The organism is Amycolatopsis sp. SB7-3, from assembly GCF_041021335.1.
In the GTDB taxonomy this organism is placed as follows: Bacteria; Actinomycetota; Actinomycetes; order Mycobacteriales; family Pseudonocardiaceae; genus Amycolatopsis; species Amycolatopsis japonica.
This window is the reverse complement of record NZ_JBFPJQ010000001.1, coordinates 1,040,166-1,064,026: the sequence shown is the minus strand read 5'-3', so window position 1 is coordinate 1,064,026 and position 23,861 is coordinate 1,040,166. Positions and strand designations below refer to the sequence as shown.

At 70.2% G+C, this 23,861-nt stretch carries 19 protein-coding genes; 15 read left to right on the top strand and 4 right to left on the bottom strand.

Annotated elements, in window-relative coordinates:
• Positions 1–86: 86 nt before the first annotated feature.
• From mshB to AB8M46_RS05120, 3 genes are read left to right on the top strand one after another with little or no spacing between them, the layout of a single operon-like run.
• Complete coding sequence (gene mshB, locus AB8M46_RS05130; RefSeq protein ID WP_037340958.1) at positions 87–929, top strand: N-acetyl-1-D-myo-inositol-2-amino-2-deoxy-alpha-D-glucopyranoside deacetylase; 843 nt, start codon at positions 87–89, stop codon at positions 927–929.
• Entirely contained in the window at positions 926–1,342 is a 417-nt protein-coding gene (locus AB8M46_RS05125) for a hypothetical protein (RefSeq protein WP_037340960.1), read from the top strand. The genes mshB and AB8M46_RS05125 overlap by 4 nt, the downstream gene beginning before the upstream one ends.
• A complete protein-coding gene (locus tag AB8M46_RS05120; RefSeq protein ID WP_037340963.1) occupies positions 1,335–2,141 on the top strand; it encodes a hypothetical protein in 807 nt (268 codons plus the stop codon). Before AB8M46_RS05125 ends, AB8M46_RS05120 begins: the two co-directional genes overlap by 8 nt.
• Here the strand turns inward: AB8M46_RS05120 and AB8M46_RS05115 are convergent.
• Positions 2,125–2,886, bottom strand: coding sequence for a site-2 protease family protein (locus AB8M46_RS05115; RefSeq protein ID WP_037340966.1), 762 nt, complete (start codon positions 2,884–2,886; stop codon positions 2,125–2,127). The genes AB8M46_RS05120 and AB8M46_RS05115 overlap by 17 nt on opposite strands.
• A gap of 171 nt (positions 2,887–3,057) precedes the next feature.
• On the opposite strand from AB8M46_RS05115, the gene AB8M46_RS05110 reads away from it, so the two are divergent.
• Both AB8M46_RS05110 and AB8M46_RS05105 read left to right on the top strand, forming a co-directional pair.
• Positions 3,058–3,441, top strand: coding sequence for a WhiB family transcriptional regulator (locus AB8M46_RS05110; RefSeq protein ID WP_007028952.1), 384 nt, complete (start codon positions 3,058–3,060; stop codon positions 3,439–3,441).
• A gap of 132 nt (positions 3,442–3,573) precedes the next feature.
• On the top strand, positions 3,574–6,840 hold the full coding sequence (locus AB8M46_RS05105; RefSeq protein WP_394359672.1) for a glycosyltransferase: 3,267 nt from the start codon (positions 3,574–3,576) through the stop codon (positions 6,838–6,840).
• A gap of 557 nt (positions 6,841–7,397) precedes the next feature.
• Here AB8M46_RS05105 and AB8M46_RS05100 read toward each other — a convergent pair.
• The gene (locus tag AB8M46_RS05100; protein ID WP_005150818.1) at positions 7,398–7,829 is read right to left on the bottom strand and encodes a metallopeptidase family protein; all 432 of its coding nucleotides are present in this window, start codon (positions 7,827–7,829) and stop codon (positions 7,398–7,400) included.
• Between the two features lie 116 nt (positions 7,830–7,945).
• Here AB8M46_RS05100 and AB8M46_RS05095 point away from each other — a divergent pair, with 116 nt between their 5' ends.
• From AB8M46_RS05095 to AB8M46_RS05070, 6 genes are all read left to right on the top strand, one after another.
• Positions 7,946–8,299 (top strand): DUF3499 domain-containing protein, encoded by a 354-nt coding sequence (locus AB8M46_RS05095; RefSeq protein WP_073848429.1) that lies wholly within the window; start codon positions 7,946–7,948, stop codon positions 8,297–8,299.
• Positions 8,300–8,371: 72 nt separating this feature from the next.
• Positions 8,372–9,727: a phosphomannomutase/phosphoglucomutase gene (locus AB8M46_RS05090; RefSeq protein WP_394359671.1), complete on the top strand. Its 1,356-nt coding sequence runs from the start codon at positions 8,372–8,374 to the stop codon at positions 9,725–9,727.
• Between the two features lie 52 nt (positions 9,728–9,779).
• The gene (locus AB8M46_RS05085; protein WP_038508557.1) at positions 9,780–10,001 is read left to right on the top strand and encodes a Trm112 family protein; all 222 of its coding nucleotides are present in this window, start codon (positions 9,780–9,782) and stop codon (positions 9,999–10,001) included.
• Positions 9,985–11,076, top strand: a complete 1,092-nt coding sequence (locus AB8M46_RS05080) for a hypothetical protein (protein ID WP_394359670.1) — start codon at positions 9,985–9,987, stop codon at positions 11,074–11,076. The genes AB8M46_RS05085 and AB8M46_RS05080 overlap by 17 nt, the downstream gene beginning before the upstream one ends.
• A 66-nt stretch (positions 11,077–11,142) precedes the next feature.
• The gene (gene manA / locus AB8M46_RS05075) at positions 11,143–12,366 is read left to right on the top strand and encodes a mannose-6-phosphate isomerase, class I (RefSeq protein ID WP_394360844.1); all 1,224 of its coding nucleotides are present in this window, start codon (positions 11,143–11,145) and stop codon (positions 12,364–12,366) included.
• A 189-nt stretch (positions 12,367–12,555) separates the two neighbouring features.
• Complete coding sequence (locus AB8M46_RS05070; protein ID WP_378429448.1) at positions 12,556–13,065, top strand: hypothetical protein; 510 nt, start codon at positions 12,556–12,558, stop codon at positions 13,063–13,065.
• A 52-nt stretch (positions 13,066–13,117) separates the two neighbouring features.
• Here AB8M46_RS05070 and AB8M46_RS05065 read toward each other — a convergent pair whose 3' ends face one another.
• Positions 13,118–16,117 (bottom strand): BTAD domain-containing putative transcriptional regulator, encoded by a 3,000-nt coding sequence (locus AB8M46_RS05065; RefSeq protein WP_394359669.1) that lies wholly within the window; start codon positions 16,115–16,117, stop codon positions 13,118–13,120.
• 144 nt (positions 16,118–16,261) lie between these two features.
• On the opposite strand from AB8M46_RS05065, the gene AB8M46_RS05060 reads away from it, so the two are divergent.
• From AB8M46_RS05060 to AB8M46_RS05050, 3 genes are all read left to right on the top strand, one after another.
• Complete coding sequence (locus tag AB8M46_RS05060) at positions 16,262–17,176, top strand: cation diffusion facilitator family transporter (RefSeq protein WP_037340985.1); 915 nt, start codon at positions 16,262–16,264, stop codon at positions 17,174–17,176.
• 237 nt (positions 17,177–17,413) lie between these two features.
• On the top strand, positions 17,414–18,934 hold the full coding sequence (locus AB8M46_RS05055; RefSeq protein WP_037340988.1) for an amino acid permease: 1,521 nt from the start codon (positions 17,414–17,416) through the stop codon (positions 18,932–18,934).
• A gap of 256 nt (positions 18,935–19,190) precedes the next feature.
• Positions 19,191–19,895, top strand: coding sequence for an LPXTG cell wall anchor domain-containing protein (locus tag AB8M46_RS05050; protein WP_052120760.1), 705 nt, complete (start codon positions 19,191–19,193; stop codon positions 19,893–19,895).
• Between the two features lie 43 nt (positions 19,896–19,938).
• Here AB8M46_RS05050 and AB8M46_RS05045 read toward each other — a convergent pair whose 3' ends face one another.
• On the bottom strand, positions 19,939–22,233 hold the full coding sequence (locus AB8M46_RS05045; RefSeq protein WP_394359668.1) for a hypothetical protein: 2,295 nt from the start codon (positions 22,231–22,233) through the stop codon (positions 19,939–19,941).
• Between the two features lie 91 nt (positions 22,234–22,324).
• Between AB8M46_RS05045 and ahcY the strand changes: the two genes are divergently transcribed.
• Complete coding sequence (gene ahcY, locus AB8M46_RS05040) at positions 22,325–23,797, top strand: adenosylhomocysteinase (protein WP_037340993.1); 1,473 nt, start codon at positions 22,325–22,327, stop codon at positions 23,795–23,797.
• The last annotated feature ends 64 nt before the right edge of the window (positions 23,798–23,861 follow it).

Here is a 23,861-nt window from a genome sequence, read left to right as displayed (position 1 = left end):
CGCCCGACTAAGGTCGGTGCTCGCCGGCTTCCGTTCCCGACACCCTATAAAGGAAAGCGCGCCGTGTTCGAATTAGTCTTCAAGCCGTGATCTCCGACCGGCCCAAATTGCTCCTGGTGCACGCCCATCCGGACGACGAAAGCATCACCACCGGTGGCACCATCGCGCGTTACGCCGCCGAGGGCGCCGAAGTGACCGTCGTCACGTGCACTCTCGGTGAGGAAGGCGAGATCATCCCGCCCTCCCTCGACGGGCTCGGTTCGTGGGCTTCCGATCAGCTCGGCGGCTACCGCGCGGGCGAGCTGGCGTCGGCCTGCGCGGCGCTGGGCGTCACCCGGCACCGGTATCTCGGCGGCATCGGCCGCTGGCGTGACTCCGGGATGGCCGGGACGCCGTCCGCGGCCCATCCGCGCGCGTTCTCCGGCGGCGACCTCGGCGAGCAGGCCGCTCAGCTCGCCGAGATCCTCGACGAGGTCCGGCCCCAGGTCGTCGTCACCTATGACGCCTTCGGGGGTTACGGGCATCCCGACCACATCCGCGCGCACGAGGTCACGATGGCCGCGGCGCCGAAGGCCGCGTCGGTCGAGCGGGTGTTCCACACCGTTTCTTCCCGTGACGCCGTGACGGCAGGGCTCGCCGCGCTGCGCGGGCGGTCGTCGTTCCGGGTCCCCGAAGACGGCGAACTGCCGGTGACCCCGGACGAGACCATCACGACCGTCCTGGACGTCGCCGCGTACATCCCGGCGAAGGCGGCCGCGCTGCGGGCGCACGAGACCCAGGTCAGCGTGCCCGCCCCGCCGCATCTCGCCGACCATTTCGCACTGAGCAACGACGTCGCGCAGCCGATCACCCCGGACGAGTACTTCGTGCTCGCCCACGGGCCCGCCGAAGGCGCCGCGGCCGATCTGTTCGGAGGGCTCGCGAAGTGAGCGCGCCGCTCACGTCACGGCAGCGGCTGCTGCTCGCCCTGCTGACGTTCGACGCGTTCCTGCTCGGCCTGCTCGAACTGTTCTTCCTGCCGCTCCGCCTCGACGGGATCGTGCTGCCGAAGCTCGGGGACGCGCCCGTCCCGGTGACCGCGGTGCTCGCGGTGATCACGACCCCGCTGCTGGTGCGGACGACCGCCAAAGTGGTCCGGCCCACCTTTTCGGTGATTCCGCTGCTCGTCTGGGTACTCGTCGTACTCGGGATGGGCATGGCGGGCCCCGGCGGTGATCTGGTGCTGATACAGGACTGGCGGGCACTGCTGCTGATCGGCGGCGGGGCGCTGCCGGGAGCGCTGGCGCTGGGCGGAGGCCTGGGCGCCGCGCCGAAGGTCGCGAAGGGAGTCAGCGGTGGGTGAAGCGATTTCGGACCGCCAGGTCGTGGCGGTGCTGCGGCCGTTCGTCCGCGCCTGCGGGCCGATGGTCGACGCGCTGCGGGACGCGGATCCGTTCGGGCTGCAGGCCAGAGGCCGTCGCCACGAGGATCTGGACGGCGTCGAACCCGGGCTGAAGGACAAGCTGCTCAACGGGATCACCTCGGTCAAGGTGCCCGGCACCGCGGCGTGGGCCGAGATGTCGAACTACCAGCGGACCGACTGGTGGGTGAACCGCGTCGGCCGGTTCACCGCGCTGATCACCGCGATCCCCGGTCTCGGTGGCGCGCTCGCCGACCGGCTGCCCGTGCAGGACGCGCTCGGCTCGGCGGCACAGGGGGTGCTGCTGTGCGCGATCGCGGGGGAGTACGGCGTGACCGACGTCGGCGCCCGCGTCCGGCTGATCGCGTGGGTCCTGTTCGAACGCGACATCGATCCGGTGATCGCGGCGGGCAAGCACGCCGAACACGACAAGGCCGCCGAAGACGACGAAGCGGCGAAGCTCACCGAAGAACTCGACGACGCCAAGAAGAAGCACGGCAAGATCACCTTGAAGGCCGCGGCGGGCACGCTCTGGCGGCTCGGCCGGGGACTGCTGGCCATCGTCGACGAACTCGAGAAGCGGCCCCGCGGCCGCCTTTTCCACCGTGCGCTCGGGAAGCTGCCGGTGGTCGGCATGGCGGGCGACTACCTCGGCGAGCGGTCCGGCCTCAAACGCGTCTGGAAGCGGGCGCACGAATGGTTCACCGCACACCCGGACGGCGAGCTCACTTCCAGAACATGAACGCGTCCTGGCCGTACATGGCCGCGAGCTTGAACCCGCCGACGGCGTCGAAGATCGCGAAGGACCCCTGCCACAGGAGCCTGCTCGCACCGTCCACGAGGAACAGCACGGCGAACAACGCGATCGGTGCCCACGGCCGGGCCTTCGCGCCGAATTCCCGCGCGCCGGGCGAGAGATACGGCTCGATCGCGCCCCAGCCGTCGAGACCGGGGATCGGCAGGATGTTCAGGATGAACGTGACGATCTGAAGCAGTGCCAGGAACGAAAGCCCGATCACGAGACCGGACGACATCGGCACGAGCGCGACGACGAGGGTCAGCAGGACACCGACGCCGAGGTTGCTCAGCGGGCCGGCGAGCGACACCCACGACTGGACCCCGCGCGACCGCAGGCGCCCGTGTTCGATCCACACCGCGCCACCCGGCAGCGGGATGCCGCCGATGAAGAGGAATACCAACGGCAGGATGATGGACAGTGCCGGATCCGTGTATTTCCGGACGTCCATGGACAGGTAACCCTTGTGGGCGACGCTGTGGTCGCCGCCGCGGAACGCCACGATCGCGTGACCGAACTCGTGCAGCGTCAGTGACGCGACCCAGCCGCCCGCGACGAGCAGTACGACGCCGGTGATGATGAGCGGGTCGTACTTCTGGCTGGAAATCGTCGTCGTGTCACCGAAAGCCGCCAGCACACCGCCCAGGACGGTGACCGCGAGGATGCCGAGGAAGATCGGGCTTGGCCGCACTGCTGATCTCTGCACCCCTCCAGTCTTCCGTATGCCCGATGTGAAGTTGTCGGCGTGTCCCCTTGCGCGATGAGGCGTGAGTATCCCCCGAACTCGCTACTCCGCTTGACCTGACCGCACTACACGGGTGTAATCACAGTGATGTCATTCGTCGCTGGAAGGGGGCGGCGGATGGTGTTTCAACACCGCCAGCCTGGGGAGTGCGTGGACAGCGAGGAGGCGGACGTGCGGTTGGAAGCAGATGGAAGGGAATGGGGGCAAGTCGTGGGTTGGGGTGAGGTCCCGGAGCAGCAACTGGGCGATCTCACCGAGCTTTTCGACGATGCCTCCGCGGAAGAGCAGGACTGGCAGGAACGGGCCCTCTGCGCGCAGACGGACCCGGAGGCGTTCTTCCCCGAGAAGGGCGGCTCCACCCGTGAAGCCAAGCGGATCTGCCTCGGTTGCGAGGTCAAGGACGAGTGCCTCGAGTACGCCCTCGCGCATGACGAGCGGTTCGGTATTTGGGGCGGGCTCTCCGAACGTGAGCGTAGGAAACTGAAAAAGCGAGCTGTGTGACGGCGATCTCCGGCGGCCTCGGGCACCGGAGATCGCTTCCGTTCGCTTCCATATCGTGGGGCCACCAACGGGTGGCAGGGTCGCGTCGTAGGGTGGCGGCACTCGACTTCGCCGCCACATCTGGAGTGCCCGTTGTCTCGCACTGCCGCGTCATCTGTGCCGCGCACGGCCCCCGTTCTGGCCATTGTGGTCTGTCACAACGGCGAGAACTGGTTGCCACTGGCGCTTTCCGCGCTGCGGCGCAGCGGTGTCCGGCCGCGGCACGTGCTCGCCGTCGACACCGGATCCACCGACGGGACCGCGAAGATCCTCGCCGACGCGGCGGCCGACGGCGATGCGCCGGTCTTGGACGGAATTCTCACACTTTCCGGTGAAGTCGGCTTCGGTGCAGCCGTCGGCGAGGCCGTCGAGCACGCCGTCGAACGCTGGGGCGACCCCGGCGGTTGGCTCTGGCTGCTGCACGACGACTGCGCGCCGGAACCCGGCTGTCTCGAAAACCTGTTGGCAGCGGCCGAAAACGAGCCCGCGGCGACGGTGCTCGGCCCGCTCGCGGTCGACTGGAGCGATCCGCGCCTGATCGTCGAAGCCGGTCTGTCGACCGACGCCATCGGCCATCGGCAGCAAATCTCACCGGATGAGAACGACACCGCCGTCCTCGCCGTGCCGAGCGCGGGATCACTGGTGCGCCGGGAAGTCTGGCACGACCTCGGTGGCTACGACCCCGGGTTTCCGTTGCTGCGCGAGGATCTCGACTTCGGCTGGCGGGCCAACGCCGCGGGCGGCCGCGTGCTTTCGGTGCCGTCGGCCCGGCTGCGGCACGCCCGCGCGCTCAGCACCGGGCAGCGCGAACCGGACGCCCTCGGCCTTTCCCTCGCGACGGCGAACCGCGCGCACGGGCTCCGGGTGTTCCTCGTCAATTGCCCGCCACTGTCCTTTTGGTTCGGCCTTTTTCGAATTCCGGTCTTCGCGGTGTTGCGGGCGCTCGCGTTCCTGCTGCTGCGGCGCACCGGCGAGGCGGGCGCGGAACTCGCGGCCACCTGGCACCTGTTGCGCGGTCGCGCCGGACTGCGCGCCGCCCGCGCGGAACGCCGGAAGACCGGTCGGCCCGGCAAGGTCGGCGGTTTGTTCACCGGACGGATGACGCGGGTGCGCAACGCCGTGCGCGCCGGTGTCGTCGGCCTCGTACGGCGTGGCGTGGAACGGGATTTCGCCCTCGGGACGGTGCCGGAGGGCGTGGATCAGGAAGGCGCCTGGATCCCGCCGGAGGCGTTGAAGGCCGGGCAAGATCGCCCGGTCGGTCCCGGCGCGCTGCCCGCGGGGGCGATGCGCGGTGTCGGCTCGCGGGGGACGGGCCTTCGACGCCCCAGCGCGGTCGTCGCGGTCGCGGTTCCCGAAAAGCCCGCGACGGAGGGGCCGAAGCCGTCGCCGGTGCCGCGGGACGGCGGGCCGCGGCCGGAACCGGAACTCGTCTTCGTGGAGGTCGACCGGAAGCGGGTGCTCGGCGCGACCGTGTTCGCGCCGCCGGTGATCGTGCTCGTCGTGCTGACGGCGCTCGCGTTCGTGGTCAACGGATCCCGCCTCGGACTCGATCTCTTCGGCGGGAAACTGCTGCCGGTCGGCGGGCTCGGCGAGATCTGGTCGTCGTATCTCGCGCCGTGGCACGCGATCGCCGGCGGGACGGCGAGTCCCGCGCCCGCGACGCTGCCGGTGCTGGGCACGATCGGCGCGATCTTCACGCCGATCGGCGGTCCCGCGGCGCTCGTCGCGATCCTGCTGATCGGCGACATCCCACTCGCCGCCCTGAGCGCGTACGTGGCCACTCGGCACCTTCGCGTGCGTCGCTGGGTGCGTGCCGTCGCGGCGGCGGCGTACGGCGTGCTTCCCGCGGCCACGGCGTCGGTCGCGCAGGGACGGCTCGACGTCGTCGTCGTGCATCTGCTGCTGCCTTTGGTGATCGCGGGGATCGTGGGGCTGCTGGTCCGCGCGGACTCGCGCTGGCTGCACGTTTCCGCGCTGAGCGCGATCGGGCTGGCGCTGATCGGCGCCTTCTCCCCGCTGGCGCACGCGCTGGCGCTGGTCGGGCTGGTGATCGGGTTCGTGGTGCTGCCTTCGCCGACCGGGCTCGCGCGGCGGATCGCGTCGGTCGGCATCGTGGTGTTCCTGCCGCTGGCGTTGTTGCTGCCGTGGCCGAGTGTGCTGCTGCGGCATCCGGAACTGCTGTTGCACGGACTCGGCGGTGGCGCCACGGCCGCGTCCGGCGCCGATCTCGCCGGGCTGGACCCGGGCGGCCCCGGCGCCTGGCCGATCGGCGTGGCGCTGGTCGCCGCCGCGATCGTCGCGCTGGTGGTGCGGCCGACGAAGAGCGCGGGCGCCGGTGTGGCGGTCGTCGTGCTGGGCGCGCTCGGGCTCGTCGCGGTGCGCTTCGTGGCGGTGACGCCGATGTCGGGCGGCGCGCACGCGACCGGGTACGCCGGCGTGCCGCTGCTGGTGATCGGCGCGGGTCTGTTGTGGACGGTGCTGGCGACCTGGCAGCGGGGCGGATCCGGGGTCGAGCCCGCGCCGTGGCTGGCGAAGGTCACGGCCGTGGCGGGGGTGCTCGTGCTGCTGGCGCTGCTGACCGGCGCGGTCGTCGCGGGACGGGAAGGGCCCCTGCGGGCGGGCGGGCGTCCCTCGCTGGCACCGGAGATCTCGGCGGAACTGGCTGCGAGTGGCCGCTCGGTGCTGGTGATCGGTGACGTCGCCCGGCAGACCGGCGGCCGGTTGCCGAGTTTCGGCGACGACGAGTTCGCGCCGACGCCGGGCAGCGCCGATCGGCTGGCTTCGTGGCGCCGGGACCTCCTGCAAGGCTCGCCGGACGCGGTGAAGCAGGCCTTCGCGGCCGCTTTGGCCTCAGGGGTGTCGTATGTCGTGCTGCCGAGCGGCGCGGATGGTGGCGCCTTCGTCGAACTCGCGCGCGACCTGGTGGCTTTGGCCGCGCCGACCTCGGACGGGCGTCCGGTGCTGCGGTTGCTGCCCGCCGGGGGGCAGGTGGCGCTGATCTCGCCGGAACTGGCTCAGGCGGCTGTGACCGGGAAGGGAGCGCCGGGAGCGTCACCGGGGGTGGCGCCGGTGCAGGCCGGGCTGCCGGACGTGCGGGTGCGCGTCTCGGAAGGCCCGACCGGGCGGCTGCTCGTGCTGGCCGCGGAGTTCGAGGCGGGCTGGCAGGCGAGCGTGGACGGGAAGGCCGTGCCGATCGTGCGGGCTTGGGGGCATCAGGTGGCGGTCTCGGTGCCGGCCACGCCTTCGGAGGTCGTGGTGGAGCATCAGGGGACGACGCGGAACCTGTTGCTGCTGGCACAGGTGGCGGCGGTGCTGTTCACGCTGCTGACGGCTGTTCCTACGCGGCGGCGTCCTTCTTGAGCTTGCGGGTGTCCTGAAGGCCTCCTTTGAGACGTTGAGCGTCCCTCAGGAGGCCTTCGCGGCTCCCTTTCCTGCGGCGGGGCGCCCCCAATGTGGCATTGGGGACGCTCGGTGACCCCAATGCCACATTGGGGGCGACTCCGGGGTTCGCTTTGGGGCCTTTCGTCGCATGTGACGTAGTGAAAGCTCCCTTCTCTGCATGGCATGCGGTGAAGGGCCCCTTCAGCCCTCATAGGACCTGTGCCGCATCGAGAGGTAGCGCGAAAGCCACTTTCGGGACGTCAGTTGTCCTGAAAGTGGCTTTCGCACACGATCTGGGAGGGCAAGGGCTCTGGGGTTCCCAATGTCGCATTTGAGACGCTGAGCGACCCCAATGCCACATTGGGAACCCTTGAGCCACCTTCAGCGAGTTGTCCACAGCCCCTTCCCCTTGTGGACAACTCCGCCCTCCGGCACCGTTTTCGCAGGTCCCGTCGGTGGGCGGCGATACACTGGGCTGGGGACGCCCCCCGGGGAAGGGCGGGGGCTGGATACGGGGTGGAGGGAGTGGAGAGGGGTCAGTCGCCTTCGATGACGTCGGGTTCGACGCCCAGGTAGCCCGCCACCTGCTCCACGAGGACGTCGTGGACGAGTTCCGCGAGTTCGCCGGGGTCCTTCGCGCGCGCTTCGAGGGGGCGGCGGTAGAGGACGATGCGGGCCCGCGTCGGGAGGCCGGCGCGGTCGACGCCGGCGGGCACGAGCCGCGACAGCGGGACGGCGCCGTCGTGCAGCACGCCGTCGACTCCGGCCGGTGCGCCATCCGAGCGAACTTCGGGGACGTCGTCGACAGCGACGTCGAGCTTCGTCAGCTCGTGCCGCCACCGCGCTTCGATCGGTTCGAGCGCGTCCAAAACCAGCGCGTCGAACCTTTCCGCCCTGCTAGCGGCGGCGGGAAGGGTCGACGGATACAGCGCTCCGCGCAGGCCCCGGCCGTGCCGGTCCCGTCGCATCCGCCGTCGCTGTCGGGAATCACGAGCCGTCGCCACGAACCGAAGGGTACGCGCTCGGCGATTCAAAGCGCGTGTCGCCGGTACGCCGGGCTCGCGACGCGCTATCGTTCTCGATCGTGCGGAGCGTACGAAAGTGTTCGCGAACGGGTTGTCTCGAACCCGCTGTCGCCACGCTCACGTATGCCTACAGCGATTCGACGGCCGTAGTGGGTCCTCTGGCCACCGCGAGCGAGCCGCACTCCTATGACCTCTGCGAGGCCCACGCCCTCCGGCTGACCGTGCCCAAGGGCTGGGAAGTCGTCCGGCATGAAGGCGCCTTCGCCGCCCCGGACCCCTCCGCCGACGAGCTGACCGCGCTGGCCGAGGCCGTGCGCGAAGCCGGCCGCTCCGACAAGCCCGCACCCGAGCCCGAACCCGAGGGACCCTCGGGCAGGCGCGGCCACCTGCGCGTCCTGCCCGGCCGCGCCTGACGCGAGGGCTCGCCGGTAGGCTTTCGAGCGCGCCAGAGGGCGTTGTAACGAGACTATTGGCGGGGAGCAGGCGTGCCAGACCTTTCGGGCATCGTGAAGGCCTACGACATTCGCGGCGTGGTCGGTGAGCAGCTGGACGCGGCACTCGTCCGCGACCTCGGATCGGCGTTCGCCCTGTTGATCAAGCCCGAGTCCGACTCCGTGGTGATCGGGCACGACATGCGCGACTCCTCGCCCGAGCTCGCCGCAGCCTTCGCCGACGGCGTGACCTCGCAGGGCCTCGACGTCGTGTCGATCGGCCTCGCCAGCACCGACCAGCTGTACTTCGCGTCCGGTTCGCTCAACCTGCCCGGCGCCATGTTCACCGCCAGCCACAACCCGGCGAAGTACAACGGCATCAAGCTGTGCCGCTCCGGCGCCGCCCCCGTCGGCCAGGACTCGGGTCTCGCGGAGATCCGCGACACCGTCGAGCAGGGCGTGCCCGCCTTCGCGGGCCAGCGCGGTTCGGTGACCGAGAAGGACGTCCTCGCGGACTACGCGGCGTACCTGCGCAATCTCGTCGACCTCTCGGGCAGCCGTCCGCTGAAGGTCGTCGTCGACGCCGGCAACGGCATGGGTGGCTACACCGTCCCCACGGTCTTCGCGGGCCTGCCCATCGAGGTCGTCCCGATGTACTTCGAACTCGACGGCAACTTCCCGAACCACGAGGCGAACCCGCTCGACCCGAAGAACATCGTCGACCTCCAGGCGAAGGTGCGCGAGGAAGGCGCCGACGCGGGTCTCGCCTTCGACGGCGACGCCGACCGTTGCTTCGTCGTCGACGAGCGCGGCGAGCCCGTCTCGCCGAGCGCCATCACCGCCCTGGTCGCCGTCCGTGAGCTGGAGAAGGAGCCGGGCGGCACCATCATCCACAACCTGATCACGTCGAAGGGTGTCCCGGAGATCGTCGCCGAGCACGGCGGCAAGCCGGTGCGCACCCGGGTCGGGCACTCGTTCATCAAGGCCGAGATGGCCAAGACCGGCGCGATCTTCGGCGGCGAGCACTCCGCGCACTACTACTTCCGCGACTTCTGGCGCGCCGACACCGGCATGCTGGCCGCACTGCACGTCCTCGCCGCCCTCGGCGAGCAGGCGGGCCCGCTGTCCGAGCTGACGGCGGAGTACTCGCGCTACGCGGCCTCCGGCGAGATCAACTCGACCGTCGACGACCAGGTCGCCCGCATGCTCGCGGTCAAGGACGCCTTCGGCGCGCGTGACGGCGTGGAGATCGACGAACTGGACGGGCTCACCGTGCAGCTCCCCGGTGGTGGCTGGTTCAACCTGCGCCCGTCCAACACCGAGCCGCTGCTCCGCCTGAACGTCGAGGCCGCCGACGCCGAGGCCGTCCGGGCGCTGACCGAAGACGTATTGGCGATAGTCCGTGGGTAACGAATGTGTCGTGAAAACACACATAGAGATGTCCCACAGGTAGGGAGTAACCATGGCCGTCACGTTCGACGCACAGTTGCTGGAGATCCTGGCCTGCCCGTCCCCCGATCACGCGCCGCTGCGGCCGGGGACGCCGGCCGATCCGGAGGCCGATTCGCTGACCTGCACGGAATGCGGTCGCGTGTATCCGGTCCGTGATGGAATCCCGGTACTGTTGCTGGACGAAGCCACCGAGCCGACGACCCCGGATGGCGCCCATGCCGACGGTCCCTGACGATTCCCTGCTCGACGACCCCGCGAGGCTGGCCGAGGCCGACACCGCGGGGCTTCTCCGTGCCGCCGCGATGGCGGGCGCCCAGGTCCGGGCGACCGCCGAAACCGCGGCCGAACTCGAGCTGAGCGATCGCCTGGACGTCGGGCGCCCGCGCTCGCTCGTGCTGATCGACCGGCCGGGGGTCAGCCGGACGCTGACCCGGCTGGTCGCCGCGCTCCTGACCCCGTCGTGTCCGGTGCCGGTGGTCGTCGCCGAGGTGGTGCCGAGCTGGATCGGCGCGCTCGACGTGGTCTTCGCGCACACCGACGACGCCGGCGATCGCGAGCTGGCCGCGTCACTGGAACGCGCCGCCCGCTTCGGCGCGACCGTCGTGCTGTCCGCGCCCGCCGAAGGCCCGGTCGCGGCCTCCGTCGCGGGCAAGGGACTGCTGCTCGCGCCCAGGCTGCCGGTTCCGCCGGAGATGGCCTTCCCGCGCGGGCTCGCCGCGGCCCTGCTCACCGCGAACGCCCTCGGCCTGCTGGTGGCCGACCTCGAGCAGCTCGCGGACCACCTCGACGCGGAAGCGGAGAAGGATTACCTGGCCAGGGACTCGTTCGCGAACCCGGCCAAGGCGATGGCGCTGAAGCTGGCCGAGCGCCAGCCGCTGCTGTGGGGGCTGGACCCGGTCGCGGTCGCCGTCGGCGAGCACGCGGCCCACGCGTTCGCCGCGCACGCCGCCGTCGTCTGTGACGTGGAGGACTACCGCCAGGCACTGGCCAGGCCCGCTTTGCGGCGGGCGGCGTTGTCCGGCGGCGTGGATCGCGATATCTTCGCGGACCCTGAGGAGGGGGCCGGCCCGACGCCGAGGGTGCTGCTCCTCTCGGTCCGGACCGGGCCCGCCGCGGAGGCGGCCCGCTATCAGGCGGAAGACCTGCTGCCCGGTGGCGACGTGATCGCCCCGGCCGAAGAGATCGAAACGGACGAGATCGTGCGTGCGGCCGTTCTCGCCCTGCGTTTCGAGCTGGCCGCGGTCTACCTGGGGCTGGCCGTCGGCAGCATCGGCGGCGCCGGGAGGTACACGCCTGCAACGGCGTGAGTCCCGAGCGCGACGTAAGCAATGAGGGCCGGCACCACCCGTGCCCGGCGAGGAGTTGAGGTGACAGTGGAGCTGCTGCGCAATGCCGTGCGGCCCTACGCGTGGGGGTCCAGAACGACGATCCCCGAGCTGCTGGGGCGTCCGGTGCCGGCGCCGCATCCGGAGGCGGAACTGTGGATGGGCGCCCACCCCGGCGACCCGTCCCACGTCATCGGCCCGGACGGCACCGAGCGGAGCCTGCTGGAGCTCGTCGAAGCCGATCCCGTCGGCCAGCTCGGCACGACCTGCGCCGGCCGCTGGGGTGGCAGGCTGCCGTTCCTGCTGAAGATCCTCGCCGCCGAAGAGCCGCTTTCGATGCAGGCGCATCCGTCGGCCGCGCAGGCGGCGGAGGGGTACGCGCGCGAGGAGTCGGCGGGCATCCCGCGCGACGCCTCGAATCGCAACTACCCGGACCCGACGGCCAAACCGGAACTGGTCTGCGCGCTGACGGAGTTCCACGCGCTCGCGGGCTTCCGCGACCCGGAACGCACGATCGCGCTGCTGAAGGCGATCGAGACGCCCGGGCTGGCGAAGTACGCGGTGCTGCTGGAGGCCCAGCCGGATCCGGCCGGGCTGCGCGCGCTGTTCACCACGTGGATCACGCTGCCGCAGGCCGCGCTCGACGAACTGCTGCCCGAGGTCCTCGATTCGTGTGTGAAGCACGTCCGGGAACGTGGCGAGTTCGACGTCGAATGCCGGACCATCCTGGAGCTCGGCGAAGCGCATCCTCGCGACGCGGGGGTGCTCGCGGCGCTGCTGCTCAACCGGCTCACGCTCAGCGCGGGCGAGGCGATCTACCTGCCCGCCGGCAACCTGCACCTGTACCTGCACGGCACCGCCGTCGAGATCCTGGCGAACTCGGACAACATCCTGCGCTGCGGGCTGACCCCGAAGCACGTCGACGTGCCGGAGCTGCTGCGCGTCGTCGACTTCGCGTGCGGGGAGATGCCGGTCCAGAGCGGAGAGCGCGAAGAGCGGCTGTCGGTGTACCGCACCGACGCGCCGGAGTTCGAGCTCTCGCGGATCGAATGGGAGGCAGGGGACGACGGCGAGGTCGCCGTCCACGACGTCGGCCCGCAGATCCTGCTGTGCACCGCGGGTGGCCTACTGGTGACGGCCGACGACGGCGAGCAGGTCGAACTCCGCCGCGGCCAGTCGGTGTGGCTCCCGGCCGCCGACCCGGCGGTCCGCGTGCGGCCGCTGTCCGGTGAACGCACCCAGGTGTTCCGCGCCACCGCCGGCACCTGCTGATCCTCCTCCCGCGTTTCGTCCTCTGAATGCGGTCCTTGCGCGCGCAAGGACCGGATTCAGAGGACGAAACGCGGGCTTGGCCGAAGTGTGTGCGTTCCGTGTGGCGGCTTCCGCGACTATCGACCGAAGGGGTGACCCGGCGCTTGGCGTCGGCTCCTCCCGGACATCGATAGCCAAGGAGCGACAGCAGTGACTTCCCATCCCGGCGCGGCGAGCGGACGTGCATTCCGGGGGCCGGTTCCCGTGCGCCCCACCGTCCTGCTCGCCGCGCTCGGATTCGCCGTCGTGACCGCGCTCGTCCCGGTCGTCGACCTGGTCCTCCCGGTACCGAGCGGCCAGGAGCTGGTCGGCTCGGCGCAGGCGATGGCGGGGCTCGCCGGTGACGCGATCGAGTCGGTCAAGGCCGCGGGGAGCGGCCTGCAGGTGCTCGCGGCGGGCGCGGAGAGCAGGCTGAACCTCCCGCTGGTCGTGCTCGTCTCGCTCGGCGCGCAGGTGCTGCTGACCGCCGCGCTGGTGGTGACGGGCACCCAGCCCGTCCGCGTGATGTTGACCGTCGCGGGGTTGATCAACATGTTCGCGGTCTCACGGCTCGGGGCAGCCTCGCCGCCGGTGTGGGACGCCGTGGCCAACGGCGTGCTGGCGATCACGCTGGCCTGGTTCTCCGCCGGACGGCGGGAACCACGGCACGCCGCCTGGTGAAGTGCAGGTGACTTCCGGGTGGTGCCCGTCTGAGGGGTCGGGCACCACCCGGTCAGGCCGGGGCGGGTTCGGTGAGCGACAACAGCAACCGGACGAGGGTCGAAGCGTTGGCGTCGTGGGGGACTTCCAATCGCTTCGCCTCTTCACCCGCCGCCTCGGCCGCTTCTGTTTCCCCGACGGCCTCGTACGCCCTGCGCAGCACGTGCAGGGTGAGGCCGGTCGCCGGTTTCCCGCCCATGGCGCGGAATTCGTCGAGACATCGGTGCAGTACGGGGATCGCGCGGTCGGCCCGGCCGTCGCCGATCCAGCTCGCCGCGATCGCGCGGGTGCAGGAAAGCTCTCGCGGCCGTTCTTCGAGCGCTCCGGCCAGGCGCCGCGCGTTCTCGTAGGCCTTCACCGCGCTGTCGCGCCGCCCGGCGCCGGCGAGGATCGCGCCCTGGGTGCGCAAAGACTTCGCGAGCGCCGATTTCGCCGTCGTCCGGCGAAGGACGCGGACCGATTCCTCGATCGTCGCCAGTGCCTCCTCCTGGCGGCCGTCGAGCATCAGCGACCACGAAAGCCCTTGCAGGGCAACACCGAGCTGTCGGTCGTCGGCGGATTCCCGCGCCTGGACGAGGATCCGGCGATCGATCTCCAGCGCTTCGGAGATCTTGCCCAGCCGGTGCAGGGCGGCGGATTCCGCTCGTCTCGCGTGGGTCCCGGAATCCTCCACAGTGGACATTTCGCGGGCCTGGGTGGCGGCGTGCAGCGATTCCCCGGCCCGGCCGAGCCCGACCAGGCAATGCGCCAGATTGGTCTCCACCCACGCCCGGGTGGCGAGGTCGCCCAGCTCCGCCAAGTCCTTCGAGCACGCGCGATAACCGTCGGCCGCGCGTTCGTACTCACCGCGAACATGCAGCAGTACCGCCAAATTCGCGTCCGCGATGACGGCGATGTGCCGGTCGTCCGCCTCGCGGGCGGCGTCGCGCAACGTCTCGTACGACGTCCGCATGTCGGTGTAATGACTGTGCAAGTACAGGTACGCGCTCAGTCTTTCCAGTACCAGCAACGCTTTCCGTCGCCAGCCCACGGCGCACAGCGACGAGACGGCGGAGACCAGGTTCGCCCGCTCCACGGAGAACCAGGTGCCGGGATCACGCAGCAACCGCTCGACCAGCTCGGCCTCCAGCGGCTGCGCGGGGACGTCGTGATCCGACAACGGCATCGGCACCGTCCTCGGCAGGCGGCGGGCCGCCGTGTCGGCGAGACACAGCGCCGCGTCCGACACCTTCGCGACGGTGGCCACCCGCTCGGCGCGGGTTTCCTGCTCCCGGCCGAGTTCCGTGGCGAACACGCGGACGAGGTCGTGCACGCGGAACCGCTGCTCGCCCGTCGGATCGAGGCCGGTGGCTTCGAGCAGGCTGGCCTCGACGAGTTCGTCGATGGCCTCGTCGGCGCCTTCGTCATCGATGAGCGTCGTCACCGCCCACGCGGGCAGGTCGAGGGTGCGGCAGCGGCCGATCAGCCGGAACGCGCGCCGCGCCGCCGGGCTGAGCGCCTGATAGCTCAACGCGATGCTGCCGCGGACCTGGAGATCGCTGACCTGGAGCTCGTCGAGGCGCGAGACCTCGTCCTCCAGCCGTCCGGCGAGCTTCCCCAGCGGCAGGCCCGGCCGCATCGCGAGCCTGCTGCCCGCGATCCGCAACGCCAACGGGAGATTGCCGCAGGCCTTGGCGATCCGTTCCGCGTCCGCGCGTTCGGCGCCCACGCGATCCGGCCCGGCGAGGCGGGCGAGCAGCGTCATCGCCTCGGCGCCGGACAAGGGCGCGAGGGGGAGACGATCCGCCCCGGCGAGCCCGGAAAGCCGTCGTCTGCTGGTGATCAGGACGGCGGTGCCCGGTGTGCCCGGCAGCAGCGCGCGGACCTGCTCGGGGCTGGCGGCGTCGTCGAGCACCACGAGGACCCGGCGATCGGCGAGACGGCCTCGATAGACCGCCGCCCTGGCTTCGACGTCGTCCGGGATGGCGGGCCCGGTGACGCCGAGCGCGCGCAACAGGTCGCCGAGGACGTCGGAGAGGTCGCGAGGGTCGGAGGCGCCGGCCAGCGGGACGAACAGCTGTCCGTCCGGAAAGGACCGGCGGAGCCTGTGCGCGGTGGCGACCGCGAGCGTGGACTTGCCCGCGCCCGGCTCGCCGGTGACCACCGCGACCGGGACGCCCGTGCCGTCGCCGAGCAGCCCGGAGAGCTTCGCGATCTCGCTCTCGCGGCCCGCGAGATCCGCGATGTCCGGCGGCAGCTGGCAGATCGGGAAGATCGGCGTGGCCTTCGCCGAGGGCACCGGATCCTCACCGCGCAGCACGGCGGCGTGCACCCGGCGGACCTCGGCGCCGGGCTCCACACCGAGCTCCTCGACGAGGGTGGCGCGCAGCTCGCGGTGGACGGCCAGCGAATCGGCCTGCCGTCCGGCGCGGTGCAACGCGATCATCAGCTGCGCGGCCAGCCGCTCGCGCAACGGATGTTCGGTGATCATCGCCTGGAGCTCGCCGGTGAGCTCGCCGTGCCTGCCGTCGGACAGCTCGGCGTCGACACAGTCTTCGAAGGCGGCCAGGCGCTCCGACTCGAGGCGGGCGACGTCGGCGTCGAGCCGGGGGATGTGCAGCCCGGACAGGACCGGGCCGCGCCATTCCGCCAGGGCCCGGCGGTAATGGCCCGCGGCCGACGCCGGATCGCCCGCCCGCGCCGCGGCCTTCCCCGCCGCGGCGGCTTCGCGGAAGGACAGCAGATCGAGGTCGGCGGGCGCGACGACCAGCCGGTAGCCGTGCGGATCCCGCTCGATCTCCAGCCCCGCGAACCGGGCCCGCAGACGGGAGACGTACGTGTGCAGATTCGAGGAGTACGACTTCGGCGGCGTGTCCGGCCAGAGCGTCTCGACCAGGGCGTCGACCGGGACGGACGAGTTCGCGTTCAGCAGCAGGACGGCGAGGAGGGCACGCTGATGATCGCCGCGCGGCGTGGTGCGCCGCCCGGGCGGATCCTCGATCGTCAACGGTCCGAGCACGCCGAATCGCGGCACGGGCACCTCCCCAGGTCATGAGAGGGGCGAGACTAGCGAGGGGCCCCGACAATTCTGTGACCTGTCCCGCCCGGCGCGTACCGGCTCATCTGCACTGCTAGCCTTCGAACCCGGCATATCGGGACACCATTTGGGGAGTTGCAAGTGTCTGCAGGTGGCGGAACCAAGGCGATCATCGCCGCGCTCGTGGCGAACGCCGGAATCGCGGCCGCGAAGTTCACCGGCTTCCTCATCACGGGGTCGTCCTCGATGCTGGCCGAGTCCGTGCACTCGCTCGCGGACACCTCGAACCAGGGCCTGCTGCTGCTCGGCCAGAAGACCTCGCAGCGCAAGGCGACCCGCGCCCACCCGTTCGGTTTCGGGCGGGACCGGTACTTCTACTCGTTCATCGTCGCGCTGATGCTCTTCAGCCTCGGCTCGGTGTTCGCGTTGTACGAGGGCATCCACAAGATCTCGCATCCCGAGGACCTGACCTCGCCGCTGGTGGCGGTCGGCATCCTCGTGGTCGCGATCGGGCTGGAGTCGTACTCCTTCTACACCGCGATCCAGGAGTCGAAGAAGATCAAGGGCGACGTGGGCTGGTGGGCCTTCATCCGCCAGGCCAAGACCCCCGAACTCCCGGTGGTGCTGCTCGAAGACGCGGGCGCGCTGCTCGGCCTCGTGTTCGCGCTCGCGGGCGTCGGGCTCTCCGTCGTCACCGGGGACCCGGTGTGGGACGGCATCGGCACCGTGACGATCGGCCTGCTGCTCGGCGTCATCGCGATCATCCTGATCATCGAGATGAAGAGCCTGCTGATCGGCGAGGGCGCCTCCGAGACCGACCTCGACGTGATCGTCGACGAACTCGCCGCCGGAAAGGTCGAGCGGGTCATCCACATCCGGACGCTGTACATCGGACCGGACGAGATGCTGGTGGCCGCGAAGCTCGCGCTGGTGCCGGGGTTGGAGACCGCGGAAATCGCGCAAGCCATCGACGACGCCGAAGCGCGTGTGCGGGCGAAGGTGCCGACGGCGAAGCTGATCTACCTGGAGCCGGATCTGGACCGCGCGCTGGCGTGAGCCGGTCTCCGCTCGCTTCACGGATGTCATGAAAGGGCCGTTCAGGACGTTTTTCGTCCTGAACGGCCCTTTCATGACATCTGGGCCAGGCAGTGCGCGACCACCATCCGGAGCAACTCTCCGTACTCCGCCGACTACCGCCACGACCTCCGCGTACTTCGTTGCTCTCCCACCGCGCTGCCGTCACGACCGGGCGATAGGGTCCGTTGAACCGCAGTCAGGTGTAGGAGGTCAAGGGTGCCCGGAAACGGTCTGTGGCGTACGAAATCCATCGAGCAGTCCATCGCGGACACCGACGAGCCGGGGACGAAGCTCAGGCGGAACCTGAGCGCGTGGGACCTGACCGTCTTCGGCGTCGCCGTCGTCATCGGTGCCGGTATCTTCACGCTCACCGCGCGCACGGCCGGCGACTACGCGGGCCCGTCGGTGTCGCTTTCGTTCGTCTTCGCCGCCATCGCCTGCGCGCTGGCGGCCCTCTGTTACGCGGAATTCGCGTCGACCGTCCCGGTGGCCGGGAGTGCGTACACGTTCTCCTACGCCACCTTCGGCGAGTTCATGGCGTGGATCATCGGCTGGGACCTCATCCTGGAACTCGCGGTCGGCGCGGCCGCGGTGTCGAAGGGCTGGTCCGCCTACCTGGAAACCGTGCTCTCCTACATCTTCGGCAAGGGCACGAAGACGACGTTCGAGATCGGCGGTGTCCCCGTCGACTGGGGCGCCCTGGTCGTGGTGCTGGTGCTGGCGACCCTGCTCGCCCTCGGCACGAAGCTGTCTTCGCGGTTCTCGATGGTGATCACCGGGATCAAGGTCGCGGTGGTGCTGTTCGTGATCGTGCTCGGCATCTTCTACATCAAGGGCTCCAACTACAGCCCCTTCATCCCGGAGGCCCAGTCCGGCGCCGAATCGTCGGCCACCGGGGTCGACCAGTCGCTGTTCTCGGTGTTCGCGGGCAGCAGCAGTAGCTCGTTCGGCGTCTTCGGTCTGCTGGCCGCGGCTTCGCTGGTGTTCTTCGCGTTCATCGGTTTCGACATCGTCGCGACCACCGCCGAGGAGACCCGCAACCCGCAGAAGGCCGTGCCCCGCGGCATCTTCGGCTCGCTCGCCATCGTCACGGTGCTCTACGTCGCCGTGTCGCTCGTGGTCGTCGGCATGGTCAACTACAAGGAACTCGCCACCTCGGCAGGCGACGGCGGCAAGAAGACGCTCGCGTCCGCGTTCGCGGCCAACGGCGTCGACTGGGCGGCCAACATCATCTCCGTCGGCGCCCTCGCCGGTCTGACGACCGTCGTCATGGTGCTGATGCTGGGCCAGATCCGGATCATCTTCGCGATGTCGCGCGACGGCCTCATGCCGCGTTCGCTGGCGAAGACCGGCGCGAACGGGACGCCGAAGCGGGCGACCATCGTCGTCGGCGGACTGGTCGCCGTCGCCGCGACCTTCTTCCCGGCCGACAAGCTGGAAGAGATGGTCAACGTCGGCACGCTGTTCGCCTTCATCCTCGTTTCCGCGGGTGTCATGGTGCTGCGCAAGACCCGACCGGATCTGCCCCGCGCCTTCCGGGTGCCGTGGGTGCCGGTGGTCCCGATCCTGGCGATCCTCGCCTGCCTGTGGCTGATGCTGAACCTGACCGTTTTGACCTGGTTGCGGTTCATCGCGTGGATGGTGCTGGGTGTCCTCATCTACTTCGTCTACAGCCGCCGCCATTCGCTGCTCGGCAAGCAGAAGAAGGACGAGGTCCCGACGTCCGTTTCGGACTGATCATTCTCGTTTCGACGGCCCACCATTCCTTTGTGGATGGTGGGCCGTTTTCGTGCGCGGGCCGTCCGGTCTCGGAGCGATAACACCCGGGGGTCCCGATGCCGCCGTAAAATCCGTGTGCGATACCGTCCGGGACCTGCTTCCCCCTGATGGGTTAACGCGACTCCTGCAGAAACACCGCGAGTTGACCGCGTTCCCTCGGAGGTGGCACCACGCTTTGCTCGTTTGTCCCCCGATCGGTACAGGAGAGCTCTGAATGCAGATCATTTCCGCGCGGCGTGTCCGCTCCGCCGCCACCGTCGTCGCGCTGGCGACGGCCGCCCTGCTCGGCGTCACGGGCACCGCGCTCGCGTGCCACACCGACGACCCCCGCGCCATCCCGACTCCGAAGAACGTCAGCACCTGTGAGAAGGCGAAGCTGCCGGGCACCGAGATCTCGACGAAGGACCTGACCTTCACCGGTGGCACGGAGAAGGACAAGTACCTCAACATCACCGCGGTCGGTGAAGGCGTCACCGTCACCGCGATCGTGGTGAAGGGCGGCGACGGCTACAACATCTACGAGCCCGGCAAGCGCGGCCTCGGCCAGACCCCGCCGTGGGAGAAGCTGCGTTCGCCGATGAACGGCGGCGGTCAGCAGGCCGACATCAGCCACTGGTTCGCCTGTGGCGAGAAGAAGACCAAGCCGTCGGAGCCCACGAAGCCGAGCGAGCCGACGAAGACGACGACGGCCAAGCCGCCGACGAGCGCGCCGACCACCACGGACAAGCCGTCCGAGACCTCCGCGCCGTCGAGCACCGCGGTTCCCGCCCCGAACGTCGGCGGTAACGGCGGCAACGGTGGCGGTCTCGCGGACACCGGTTTCGACAACGCCTGGCTGCTGTGGGCCGGTGGCCTGCTGGTCCTGGCCGGTGCTGGCGTCCTGGTCCTGCTGCGCGTGCGCCGCGGCAAGACCGACTGAACCAGCTGACGCCTGAAGGCCCTCTTCCTCGCGAAGGGGGCCTTCAGCGCATCTGCGGGAAGTCCCCGAACAGCGAACCCTGCTCGCCCCAAGGATTCTTCGGGCGGGGGCGGCCGAGACCGGCGGCCATCGCGACGGCGTTGTCCCATTCGGCGTCGACGACGTAGTCCGTGTGCTTGAGAACGCCGGGCGCCCAGCGGTGCCGTCCGGTCGGCCCGCGCATCGGGTCGGGCAGCCAGTGATCGCCGCCGAGCACGAGGACACCCTGCTCGTCGGGTTCGGCGGCCAGCGGTCCGGTGCCGCCACCGGGCAGGTAGCCGTCGCCCAGCAGTTTCCCGCCCACCACGCGATGCCGCCACGTCGTGACGCCGCCACCGAAGATGTCCGTACCGCGGCACAGCGCGCGCCAGCGGCCGTCGAGACCTTCGTAGAGCCCGGCCAGCTGCGTCTGCGGCAGCATCGCGGGGAACGCGCGCTGATAACCCCATTGCAGTGGTGAGCCCGCGGTCAGCAGTCCGACGCGGTCACGGTCCTCCGGCGGGAGGTCGGCGATGACGCGCGCGGCGGCGAGCACGGTCAGCAGGCTGCCGAGGTTGTAGCCGGACAGCACGACCCGCGTGCCGGGGTCGGCCAGATGTTCTTTGACGCGGTCCGCGAGTTCCGGGACGACCCGGAGTGCGTAACTCGGCGGCACGGTCGGATGGGCGGCACGCGGCCAGAAGCAGACGAGATCCGCCAGCGCCCCGAGGTGACGGCTGCGTTTGGGGGTCGTCGCGGCGGCGAACACGACGCGCAGCAGCCCCGCCGCCATCGCGCCGAGCGCGAACACGCCGATCGCGGAGATCGGCTTGGACCAGGCGCCCAGTGGGCCGAAACCGAAGCGCAGCACCAAGAGCACGCCGCCGCCCGCCGCCATCGCGAGCGCCACGGTGAGCGCGAGATGGTGCAGATGCTTGCGTTCCCACGAGGCGCGGGCCCATACCCGGGCTGCCTCTTCTTCCTGCGCCTCGCTGATCTCCATGAGCGCGACGATCTTCGGGATGCCCCGGCGCAGCCGTCGCAACGGGACGGCGACCGCGAAGCCCAGCACGCCGAGCACGAGGGCGAGCGCGAGACCGGCACCCCACAGCACGGTCACCAGGGAGTACGTGTCGGGCAGCCGGAGTTCGCTCGCGCCGACCAGCTGCCGTAGCGCGACCGCGAGCCCCGCGCCGAACCCGCCACCGAGCAGCCCGGCCAGCGCGACGACCGGCGCCGCGGCCCAGCCGCCGAGCCAGGGCCGCAGCCGGTGCGGCAGGTGTTTCCACGTCGATCGGCCGAGCAGGGCCGCCGGGACGAGGATCAGCGCGAACAGCACGGTCACCGTGACCATCGCCGCGCCCAGTGCTTCGACCGTCCCGTCCGCCCCGCCGAGCCCGCCGCCCGGCAGTCCCGCGGGCAGCGGCGTCCGGCGCACGACGGCGATCCCGACCAGCACGACGGCGAACGCGATCAGCCCGCCCCGGATCACCGGCCCGGCCGAGAAGCCGACCGTCGAGGCCACCAGCGCGGCGAGGACGAGCGCCAGCGCGCAGATCCAGACGACCAGGTCGAAGGTCGCGGACGGCAGCCGGAACGGCCCGCCGAGCAACGGAAGCGCGACGCAGGTCAAGGCGGCGACGGTGTGCAGCGTGCGCAGCCCCGGCGTCCGCGGCAGATCCTGGGGTTGCAGGGGGCTCGAACTGCGGGCGCGATGCACCCGGTTCCGTGAGCGCCAGTCCGACGACGGGATCCGGTCGAGCAAGAAGATCAGCGCCAGCAACGGCAGTACGCCGATCGCCGTGCGCAGCGGCGCGAAATCGCGCAGGAACGACGGCGCTCCTTCGAGACAGGTCGAACCCGGCGCGAGGCACTGCGCGGCGAACAGGTCGAGCGAGACCACCGCGAGCTGGCTGATCAGCAACATCGTCAGCAGCAGCGAGGCCACCCGCAGCAGCCCCCGGCAGACACCGCCGAGCAGCGCCGCGGACCGCCTGCCCTCCGGGACCGGCGGCAGCATCCAGTGCGCGACGTTCGCCAGCGAGAACGGGAACAGCAGAGCCCAGGTCGCCTTCGCCGCGCCACCGGAGGTCATGCCGCTCCACAGGTAGCCTTCGAGGATGCGCGGGATCGAACGGCCGAGCGCGGGCAGCACCGGACCGGGAGCGGGACGGCGCAGCCGGTCCGACGGCCGGATCAGCCTGCCGACGCCGTCGCCCGCGACGTCGACCACCGACGTCGAATCCAGCAGGCTTTCACCGCTCGTGCCCACTAGCCCGGGTACGCGTATTTCGACGACGCGGGTATCGGGACCCGGCATGACCACGGTGAAGCCTCCAAACCGTTCCAGTGGGGACTGAACCGACAACGGTACTGTTCAGATGTCATCCAACCTTGGAGGAAGCGCGCATATGACCCCCGAAAGCGTTGCCAAGCGGCACGACACCCGCAACGGCATCGAGTTCGCCGTCGCCGATCTCGAGGCCGCCGAGTTCGGCCGCAAGGAGATCCGCCTCGCCGAGCACGAGATGCCGGGCCTGATGGCGCTGCGCCGCGAATACGCCGAGGTGTATCCCTTGCGGGGAGCCCGCGTTTCGGGCTCGCTGCACATGACCGTACAGACCGCGGTGCTGATCGAAACCCTCGTCGCGCTGGGTGCCGAGGTGCGCTGGGCTTCCTGCAACATCTTCTCCACCCAGGACCACGCGGCCGCGGCGATCGTCGTCGGCCCGCACGGCACCCCCGAGGAGCCCAAGGGTGTCCCGGTGTTCGCCTGGAAGGGCGAGTCGCTGGAGGAGTACTGGTGGTGCACCGAGCGGATGCTGACCTGGGACGGCGAAGGTCCCAACATGATCCTCGACGACGGCGGCGACGCCACCATGCTGGTGCACAAGGGAACCGAGTACGAGAAGGCCGGTGTGGTGCCCACGCCGGACGAGGACACTTCCGACGAGTTCCGCGTGTTCCTCGAACTGCTGCGGGCCTCGGTCGCCGCCGACACCGGCAAATGGACCAAGATCGGCGAAGGCGTCCGCGGGGTCACCGAGGAGACCACCACCGGCGTGTTGCGGCTCTACCAGCTCGCCGCCGCCGGTGAGCTGCTGTTCCCGGCGATCAACGTGAACGACGCGGTGACCAAGTCGAAGTTCGACAACCGCTACGGCATCCGCCATTCGCTGATCGACGGCATCAACCGCGGCACCGACGTGCTGATCGGCGGCAAGGTCGCGGTCGTCTGCGGTTACGGCGACGTCGGCAAGGGCGCCGCGGAATCGCTGCGCGGCCAGGGCGCGCGGGTGATCGTCACCGAGATCGACCCGATCTGCGCGCTGCAGGCGGCGATGGACGGCTACCAGGTCAAGAAGCTGGAGAACGTCCTCGGCGAGGCCGACATCATCATCACGACCACCGGGAACAAGGACGTCGTGCTCGTCGAGCACATGGCGCGCATGAAGCACCAGGCGATCCTCGGCAACATCGGCCACTTCGACAACGAGCTCGACATGGCGGGCCTGCAGCGTTATCCGGGCATCCGGCGCATCAACATCAAGCCGCAGGTCGACGAGTGGGTCTTCCCGGACGGCAAGAGCATCATCGTGCTGTCCGAGGGCCGCCTGCTGAACCTGGGCAACGCGACCGGGCATCCGTCGTTCGTGATGTCGAACAGCTTCTCCAACCAGGTGATCGCGCAGATCGAGCTGTTCACCAAGCACGAGGAGTACGACAAGGAGGTCTTCCGCCTCCCGAAGAAGCTCGACGAGAAGGTCGCGAAGATCCACCTCGACGCGCTCGGCGGTGAGCTCACGAAGCTGACCAAGGAGCAGGCGGAGTACATCGACGTGGACGTCGAAGGTCCGTTCAAGACCGACCACTACCGGTACTGACCGCTGCAATGAAAGGTCCTTTCCTCGCAAATTTTGCGAGGAAAGGACCTTTCATTGCATGGGG

Bases quoted from the DNA above. Each gene is read 5' to 3' on its own strand.
- AB8M46_RS05050 (WP_052120760.1), top strand. From the start codon at position 19,191: ATGCAGATCATTTCCGCGCGGCGTGTCCGCTCCGCCGCCACCGTCGTC.
- AB8M46_RS05100 (WP_005150818.1), bottom strand. From the start codon at position 7,829: ATGCGACGGGACCGGCACGGCCGGGGCCTGCGCGGAGCGCTGTATCCG.
- ahcY (WP_037340993.1), top strand. From the start codon at position 22,325: ATGACCCCCGAAAGCGTTGCCAAGCGGCACGACACCCGCAACGGCATC.
- AB8M46_RS05085 (WP_038508557.1), top strand. From the start codon at position 9,780: ATGGCCGTCACGTTCGACGCACAGTTGCTGGAGATCCTGGCCTGCCCG.
- AB8M46_RS05080 (WP_394359670.1), top strand. From the start codon at position 9,985: ATGCCGACGGTCCCTGACGATTCCCTGCTCGACGACCCCGCGAGGCTG.
- AB8M46_RS05045 (WP_394359668.1), bottom strand. From the start codon at position 22,233: ATGCCGGGTCCCGATACCCGCGTCGTCGAAATACGCGTACCCGGGCTA.
- AB8M46_RS05110 (WP_007028952.1), top strand. From the start codon at position 3,058: ATGGTGTTTCAACACCGCCAGCCTGGGGAGTGCGTGGACAGCGAGGAG.